At 55.1% G+C, this 8111-nt stretch carries 9 protein-coding genes; 5 read left to right on the top strand and 4 right to left on the bottom strand.

Going from position 1 to position 8111, the window contains the following annotated elements:
• Positions 1 to 56: 56 nt before the first annotated feature.
• The 3 genes from BEI65_RS26590 to BEI65_RS26580 all read right to left on the bottom strand — a co-directional run bounded on the left by BEI65_RS26590 (position 57) and on the right by BEI65_RS26580 (position 2243).
• Positions 57 to 953, bottom strand: coding sequence for an aldo/keto reductase family oxidoreductase (locus tag BEI65_RS26590; RefSeq protein ID WP_099065742.1), 897 nt, complete (start codon positions 951 to 953; stop codon positions 57 to 59).
• A 99-nt stretch (positions 954 to 1052) separates the two neighbouring features.
• Positions 1053 to 1292 (bottom strand): DUF1289 domain-containing protein, encoded by a 240-nt coding sequence (locus BEI65_RS26585; protein ID WP_099065741.1) that lies wholly within the window; start codon positions 1290 to 1292, stop codon positions 1053 to 1055.
• A gap of 21 nt (positions 1293 to 1313) precedes the next feature.
• On the bottom strand, positions 1314 to 2243 hold the full coding sequence (locus tag BEI65_RS26580; RefSeq protein ID WP_198404519.1) for a LysR substrate-binding domain-containing protein: 930 nt from the start codon (positions 2241 to 2243) through the stop codon (positions 1314 to 1316).
• 141 nt (positions 2244 to 2384) lie between these two features.
• Between BEI65_RS26580 and BEI65_RS26575 the strand changes: the two genes are divergently transcribed.
• From BEI65_RS26575 to BEI65_RS26560, 4 genes are all read left to right on the top strand, one after another.
• On the top strand, positions 2385 to 3026 hold the full coding sequence (locus BEI65_RS26575; RefSeq protein ID WP_099065739.1) for an NAD(P)-dependent oxidoreductase: 642 nt from the start codon (positions 2385 to 2387) through the stop codon (positions 3024 to 3026).
• Between the two features lie 147 nt (positions 3027 to 3173).
• Positions 3174 to 4811 carry a phosphoethanolamine transferase EptA gene (gene eptA, locus BEI65_RS26570; protein ID WP_099065738.1) on the top strand — a complete coding sequence of 546 codons (1638 nt, stop codon included), beginning with the start codon at positions 3174 to 3176 and terminating at the stop codon, positions 4809 to 4811.
• A 102-nt stretch (positions 4812 to 4913) separates the two neighbouring features.
• A complete protein-coding gene (locus BEI65_RS26565; RefSeq protein ID WP_099065737.1) occupies positions 4914 to 5534 on the top strand; it encodes a TetR/AcrR family transcriptional regulator in 621 nt (206 codons plus the stop codon).
• An 86-nt stretch (positions 5535 to 5620) separates the two neighbouring features.
• The gene (locus tag BEI65_RS26560) at positions 5621 to 6718 is read left to right on the top strand and encodes an alkene reductase (RefSeq protein WP_099065736.1); all 1098 of its coding nucleotides are present in this window, start codon (positions 5621 to 5623) and stop codon (positions 6716 to 6718) included.
• Positions 6719 to 6785: 67 nt separating this feature from the next.
• On the opposite strand, the gene idi is transcribed toward BEI65_RS26560, so the two are convergent.
• A complete protein-coding gene (gene idi / locus BEI65_RS26555) occupies positions 6786 to 7325 on the bottom strand; it encodes an isopentenyl-diphosphate Delta-isomerase (protein ID WP_099065735.1) in 540 nt (179 codons plus the stop codon).
• 338 nt (positions 7326 to 7663) lie between these two features.
• Here idi and gloA point away from each other — a divergent pair, with 338 nt between their 5' ends.
• A complete protein-coding gene (gene gloA, locus BEI65_RS26550; protein WP_099065734.1) occupies positions 7664 to 8071 on the top strand; it encodes a lactoylglutathione lyase in 408 nt (135 codons plus the stop codon).
• The last annotated feature ends 40 nt before the right edge of the window (positions 8072 to 8111 follow it).

The raw sequence follows: 8111 nt of genomic DNA, 5'->3' as shown, positions 1-8111 counted from the left end.
GGGTTTTCTGGGCACAAAAAACCGGGCAGCCTGGGCTGCCCGGCTTCTTGGGCCGATTAAGGCACGTCGTAACCCAGTGCGGCTTTACGGATACGGAACCACTGTTGGCGGTTCAGCGTCAATTGCTGCGCCTTCAGCGCCGAACGCACGCGTTCAATCTTACCGGAGCCAATGATCGGCAACGGTGCCGACGGCAAACGCATCACCCAGGCATACACCACCTGTTCAATCGTCTCGGCACCGATTTCTTGCGCCACCGCCTGCAGCTCATCGCGCAGCGGCTGGAACTCGGCATCGTTGAACAGGCGACCGCCCCCCAGACAGGACCAGGCCATCGGCTTGATACGCAATTGCTGGCACTGATCCAGGGTGCCGTCCAGAATGGCCGGCTGATGAATTGGCGAGATCTCAAGCTGATTGGTCACCAGTGAGAACGGCAGGCGTGACTGCAACAGGGTGAACTGCGTGGTGGTGAAGTTGGAGACGCCGAAGTGTCGTACCTTGCCGCTTTTATGCAGCGCCACAAAAGCCTCGGCCACCTCATCGGCATCCATTAACGGATCCGGACGGTGGATCAACAACAGGTCAAGATAATCGGTATGCAGATGCGCCAGCGAACGTTCCGCGCTGTAAACGATATGTTCGCGATCGGTAATGTAATGGCCGATCGGATTACCCGGTTTGGCGGTGGTGGCGATGCCGCACTTGGACACCAGTTCCATCGACTGACGCAGCGAAGGCTTCAGGCGCATCGCTTCACCAAAGGCTTGTTCGCAGGCATAGCCGCCGTAAATGTCCGCATGGTCGGCGGTGGTCACACCCAGTTCAATATGCTGCTCAATGAACGCCAGCAGCTGCTGCGGCGACATCCCCCACTCCATCAAACGCCAGTATCCGCAAATCATGCGGGAAAATTCAGGCCCCTGCGGCGCGAGTTGTATACGGTTTACCATTGTTGAAACCTCATGACATTGTTTAATGCCAGCATACACAAGCGGATAACACGGTGGGAAGCGGAAAGCCGCGCTTACGTGCGGCAGATCAGAAATGACTTAGAACAGCGAGGGTTGTTCCGGCAAGGGTTCGTCGGGCTGTTTATTGGCTCGTTGCAGGCGCAGGAAACGCTGGTGACACAAACGTATCACGTCTCGTTTTTGCGCATCGCTCATTTGCATCCAGCCAAAGCGTTCCTCGCGGCTGCGCAGGCAGCCACGGCAAAAACCGCGATCGTCGGCCTGACAAATGCCGCGACACGGGCTGGGGATGTCAAAAAACTCGAGCTGCTGCGCCACACGTCCTCCTGCGTTCTTTTCCTAATTGAAGACGCCATCGGCGCCGCTGGCAAGTGACTTTTCGGCATGACGGTGAAAATAGTCGCGTAAATAACGCAACGCCTGACGATTTTTCTCTGGCATTGCCCGTTCGAGCGTCATCGCATGCAGCCGCAGAGGTGCCGGTCGCCATTCAGGCATCAGTTGGATCAGTTCGCCGCGCTGCAGTTCATCTTCAATTTCATACAGCGGTTGAATCGAGATCCCCAGTCCGCTGCGGGTAAAGGCGCGCATCACGTTCATACTGTCGCTGACGATTTGCCCTTCCGCCAGGCGCAACTTTAACTGTTGCCCGCCCTGATGATGTAAATCCAGATGTGCGCCGCTGAAAGCCCCCGAGATCCACCGGTGCTGCACCAGGTCCTGCGGCGTCTCCGGCACCCCATGTTGGCTGAGATAGCGTGGTGCGGCACACAGCACCATTGGCCATTCCGCCAGCGGGTGGGCGATCATATTGGCGTCGGCCAGTTGGCGGTTGACCCGCAGCGCAATGTCGATCCGATGTTCAATCATATCGATAATCCGGTCGTCCGCCAGTACCCGCAGCGTCAACTTGGGATGGGCCTGCAGCAGCGGTGCCATTGCCTCCGCCAGCGGGCGGCCACCAATACCAATGGTTGTGGCGATACGCAACTCCCCTACCAGAGTGTCACGCAGCTCCGCCAGCCGCTGTTCGGCCTGCTGCGCCTGAAACAGCATCGCCTCACAGCCAGGATAGAACGCCGATCCTGCTTCGGTCAGCGCCAACCGCCGTGTCGAACGGTGCAACAACGGCACGCCGAGCGATTTTTCCAGCGACCGCATATGCTGGCTGACCGCCGACGGCGTCATGCCCAGCCGCCGGGCCGCTCCGGCAAAGGAACCTTCTCCCACCACGGTGGCGAATACCGCCATTCGATTCAGTTTATCCACGATTATGAAGTTTTACTTAATCAAGAAAGCATGAATATGGCACTAATCAGCTCTATTGTTAAGTACTACAGTGTATATAGCCGCTCAGGTCAACCAGGCCTGAGACAAAACACTGAACCTATTCCTGACAGGAGCAAACAGATGAAAGTAGCCATTATTGGAGCAACCGGTTTTGTTGGCCGCCGCGTGGTGGATGAAGCACTGGCCCGAGGCTTACAGGTCACGGCGATTGCTCGTCAGCCAAAAGACTTGCCGGACAATGCCAACCTGACCGTCGCACTGGGTGACGTCGCCGATACCGAATGGCTGGCGAAACAGCTGACCGGTCAGGACGCGGTGATCAGCACCTTTAACCCGGGTTGGGCAGAAGATAATTTGTATGAAAAAACCACCCGTGGCTCGCAGCAAATCCTGGACGCGGTGAAAAAATCCGGCGTCAAACGCCTGCTGGTGGTTGGCGGTGCCGGCAGCCTGAAAGTGGCACCGGGCGTGGAATTGGTAGATACCCCGCAGTTCCCGGAAAATATTCGCCCAGGCGCGCAGGCCGTGCGTGATTTACGCAACAAGCTGCGCAATGAATCTCAACTCGACTGGACCTATTTGTCCCCAGCTGCACTGCTGGAACCCGGCAAACGCACCGGTCAGTTCCGTCTCGGCACCACCCAATTGTTGATGAACGGCCAGGCTCCGGCCAGCATCTCGGTAGAAGACCTGTCGGTTGCTATCCTCGATGAGATCGAAAAGCCGCAGTTTATTAAAGCGCAATTTACCGCCGCCTACTAAGCCCCCCGCGCCAGGCCACCCGGTCTGGCGCCTCTAACCTAAACCAAAATTAAACGCCCCCGCAACGATTCTGAATCTCTAAGGTTTTCTTAAGTTTCATCCTGTAAATTTCAGCGCATTACACAATATCAGGATTCAGATTTGGCAATGTCGTTACGTCAACGCTTACAGTGCAACAGCCTGGGTTTTATCCTCGCCAGTGCCTTATTCTTCACTCTGTTCCAGAACGCGTTATTCCTTCATAAAGCCTGGTCGTATATCACCTTTGATAACGTCCATAGCGTGATTTTCGCCGCCACCATGCCGGTGGTGATTTTCTGTGCGCTGAATATTATTTTCAGCGTGCTGACCGTGCCGTTCCTGCGCAAACCGCTGATGATTTTCTTCCTGCTCGGCAGCGCGGCCGCCAACTACTTCATGTTCAGTTACGGCGTGGTGATTGATGGCAACATGATGCAGAATGCCTTCGAGACCAATCCCCAGGAAGCGACGGCGCTGTTAACGCCGCGCATGGGGCTGTGGTTGACCCTGCTCGGTATTCTGCCTGCAGTATTGGTTTGCTTTGTCGACATCCGCAAAACTCGTCCATGGTGGTACATGGTCGGGCTGCGCGCCGCCAACGTAATGCTCTCGGTGGTGGTGATCCTGATTATCGCCGCGCTGTTTTATAAGGATTACGCCTCGCTGATCCGCAATAACAAAAGCGTGGTGAAAATGCTGACGCCGTCGAACTTCGTTTCCGGCACCATCAAATTTACCCAGCAGCGTTACTTCACCCGTAATCTGCCACTGGTGAAAATCGGTGAAGATGCACACAAAGGGCCACTGATTACTGCGCAGCAAAAGAAAACCTTGGTGATCCTGGTGGTGGGGGAAACGGCGCGCGCCGAGAACTTCTCTTTGGGTGGCTATGGGCGTGAAACCAACCCACGGCTGAAGCAGGACGACGTGGTGTACTTTAAAAATGCCAGCTCCTGCGGCACCGAAACCGCCATTTCTGTGCCTTGCATGTTCTCCAACATGCCGCGCAAGGATTACGATGCCACCCAGGCGACTCATCAGGAAGGCATGCTCGACGTAATGGCGCATGCCGGTGTCAATGTGTTGTGGCGTGAAAACGATGGCGGATGCAAAGGTGCCTGCGATCGCGTGCCGCACGTGGACATGACCAAGTTGAAACTGCCGCAGGATTGCGACGGCGACGTCTGCATGGATAACGTGCTGCTGTATAAACTGAACGACTATATCAACGGCCTGAAAGACGACGGCGTGATAGTACTGCACCAGATGGGCAGCCACGGGCCGGCCTATTACCGCCGCAGCACGCCGGAATTTCAGAAGTTCTCGCCGACCTGCAACAGTAATCAGATCCAGGATTGCACCCACGAGCAGTTGGTGAATACCTATGACAATTCACTGTTGTATACCGATGCCATGCTGGACGACACCATCAAGCTGTTGCAACAGCACAGCGACAAGTTCAACACCGCGCTGGTGTATCTTTCCGACCACGGTGAATCGCTGGGTGAAAATGGCATGTATCTGCACGGCACGCCTTACGTGTTTGCCCCAAGCCAGCAGACCCACGTCCCTTTCCTGATGTGGATGTCTGCGGACTATGAGCGCAACTTCAAGGTGGATCGCCAGTGCCTGAGTAACATGGCGGAAAAGGAGGATGTGTCGCAAGACAACCTGTTCCACACCCTGCTTGGCATGCTGAACGTGCAGACCCGTGAATATCAACCTCAGTTGGATATTCTGCAACGCTGCCGGGGTGCGGCCTGAGGGCTTAACTTCCCGCCTCTGTTAGGGCAAAATAAGCATCATTATAACCGGCATTTCACTGCCGGTTTTTTATTGCTATTGACCTAGACCAATCGGTCTATTATGCTGACACCCATTATGACTAAACATGCGCAATGCCCTACAGATACTCGTGAACATTTGCTCGCTACCGGCGAGACCCTAAGCCTGCGCCTTGGTTTTACCGGCATGGGGTTGAGCGAATTGCTGAGCACGGCGGGCGTGCCGAAAGGCTCGTTCTACCACTACTTCCGTTCAAAAGAAGTGTTTGGCGAAGCGATGCTACAGCGTTATTTCGAGCACTATGATGCGGCAATGCAACAGCTGTTTACCGACGATAAAAGTGATGCACGCCACCAGTTGTTGAGCTATTACGCTCAGGCGATCAGCTACCACTGCCGCAGCGAATGCCATAACGCCTGCCTGGCGGTCAAGCTATCGGCCGAGGTGAGCGACCTGTCGGAACCCATGCGTCATGCATTGGAAACCGGCAGTGCCCGGGTGATCGGGCACCTGCAGGATACAATTGAACGCGGTATCCGCGAAGGGTCATTGTCGATAGCCATGAGCCCGGCGGCTACCGCAGAAACGCTGTATTCACTGTGGCTTGGCGCTTCACTGCGAGCCAAAATCCGCCACTCGGTCGCCCCACTGACCAGCGCGCTGGAAAGTATTGAACTGTTGTTGCGCCCGGCGCAGCGCTAAAAAACACTTTGGTTTATCAAGAATTACCCTGTTGGGCAGTTCTACATTCGTTACTAGTCGACCGGTCTATTAATATAGGATTCACTATGAAGATTGAAAAGTTGTTCTCCCCGTTGAAGGTTGGCGCTGTAACGCTGCCAAATCGCGTGTTTATGGCCCCTCTGACGCGCCTGCGCAGCATTGAACCGGGCGATATCCCTACTCCGTTGATGGGTGAGTATTATGCCCAACGCGCCAGCGCGGGTCTGATCGTCACCGAAGCCACTCAGATTTCTTTCCAGGCGAAAGGTTATGCCGGCGCACCGGGGCTGCATACCCCAGAACAGATCGCCGCGTGGAAAAAGATCACTCAGGCTGTACATGATAAAAACGGCCATATCGCCGTTCAACTGTGGCACGTGGGGCGTATCTCCCACAACAGCCTGCAACCGGGCCAACAGGCACCGGTCGCCCCATCTGCGATCAACGCCGACACCCGCACCACCGTACGTGACGAAACCGGCGCCTGGGTACGAGTACCTACCTCTACCCCACGCGCACTGGAAACCGAAGAGATCCCAGGCATCATTAATGATTTCCGTCAGGCAACCGCCAACGCACGTGAGGCCGGTTTCGATTTTGTCGAACTGCACGCCGCACACGGCTATCTGCTGCACCAGTTTATGGCTCCGGCGTCTAACCAGCGCACCGACCAATATGGCGGCAGCATCGAAAACCGCACGCGCCTGACGCTGGAAGTGGTTGACGCCACCATCGCGGAATGGGGCTCAGAACACATTGGCATCCGTATTTCCCCACTGGGCCCGTTCAACGGCCTGGACAACGGTGAAGATCAGGAAGATGCCGCGCTGTATCTGGTGGAAGAACTGAACAAGCGCAACATCGCTTTCCTGCATATTTCCGAACCTGACTGGGCCGGTGGCAAGCCTTATTCCGACGCCTTCCGTGATTCGGTACGCGCCCACTTTAAAGGGGTGATTGTCGGGGCTGGCGCTTACACCGCCGAAAAAGCGGAAGAGTTGATCAATAAAGGCTTTATCGATGCCGTGGCCTTTGGCCGCAGCTATATCGCCAACCCGGATCTGGTTGAACGCTTCAAACAAAATGCTGAACTGAACGAACCTAAGCCGGAAACTTTCTACGGCGGCGGTGCTGAAGGCTATACCGACTACCCAACGCTGTAAGTAAAATACAAAAGCCCGCCGGTGCGCCTATACCGGCGGGCTTTTTGCCGTCTGGGTTATCGGTCAGTTACTTCACAGCCAACCTCGCCCAACGCTGTATTTCATTGGCATCAAGATTATTCATTATCGTGCGAAACCAAACGGTAAACTTTTCCGGGTTGCGCGTTATATCATCCGTTAATTGCTGAATATCCATCCACAACCAGCTGTGTGCTTCTTCAGGCGCCGCCTGCGGTTCGCCGTCAAATAAACCGACGTAGATATGATCGAACTCGTGCTCAATTAAATCGCCGGGCACCGCAGCGTGATAGGTGAAGCTGGAAACCTGCTGCAACTCACTGCTAAACCCCATCTCTTCCTGCAATCGGCGCTGAGCCGCGGCAAGCGTTACCTCTCCCCAGCGCGGGTGGCCACAGCAACTGTTGGTCCATAGTCCGGCCGAGTGATACTTACTGAAAGCACGCTGTTGCAACAACAGGCGGCTCTGGCTATCAAAGATAAAAATTGAAAACGCCCGGTGCAACAACCCCTGCTGATGTACCAGCGTTTTGGTTTGCGAACCAATGGAGTTATCATCGGCATCCACCAGAATGAGCATTTCATCCATTAAGCGACTCCTTCGGCAAACGCGATGTCCCCGCACTGAAAAAATAAACCGTCATATTAATCCGATCCAAATTTATACATTAACCCGGTCCAATCCGGGCTCTATATCGTTATCGTGACGCGCTGTTCCTTGCAGGGGTTATAGTACCTATTTCCAAACTGTGCGCGGCGACAAAGTGTGCGGTTGCTGCTGTCTTACCCGACCATTGAGTGACAACGTCACCATAGTATTGTGCGCCCTGCCTTGGCATACATTGAAATCCCTTATGCGGCAACGCTATACTGGATTTCGCTTCAATCCATCCGCCATTGGCAACGGCACATCCAATCAGAGGAATTATGCGCTTACTCCATACCATGATCCGCGTCGGTGACCTGCAACGCTCCATCGACTTCTATACCAAGGTATTAGGCATGCGCTTGCTGCGCACCAGCGAGAACCCGGAATACAAGTACTCGCTGGCGTTTGTAGGCTATACCGATGAAAGCGAAGGTGCAGTGATTGAACTGACCTATAACTGGGGCACCGACAGTTACGAAATGGGCACCGCGTTCGGCCACCTGGCGCTGGGGGTTGACGATGTTGCCGCCACCTGTGACAGCATCCGTAACGCCGGCGGCAAGGTCTCCCGCGAAGCCGGTCCGGTCAAGGGCGGCACCACGGTTATCGCCTTTGTTGAAGATCCGGACGGTTATAAAATCGAACTGATCGAGAACAAACACGCCGGCCATGGCCTCGGCCACTAAGGTCAATCAGGGGCGCTTTTGAACTGAACCCCAAATGTTG

The sequence above is a fragment of the Serratia sp. BW106 genome (assembly GCF_002607755.1).
GTDB lineage: Bacteria > Pseudomonadota > Gammaproteobacteria > Enterobacterales > Enterobacteriaceae > Serratia > Serratia proteamaculans.
This window is presented reverse-complemented; position numbering and strand designations above follow the sequence as displayed.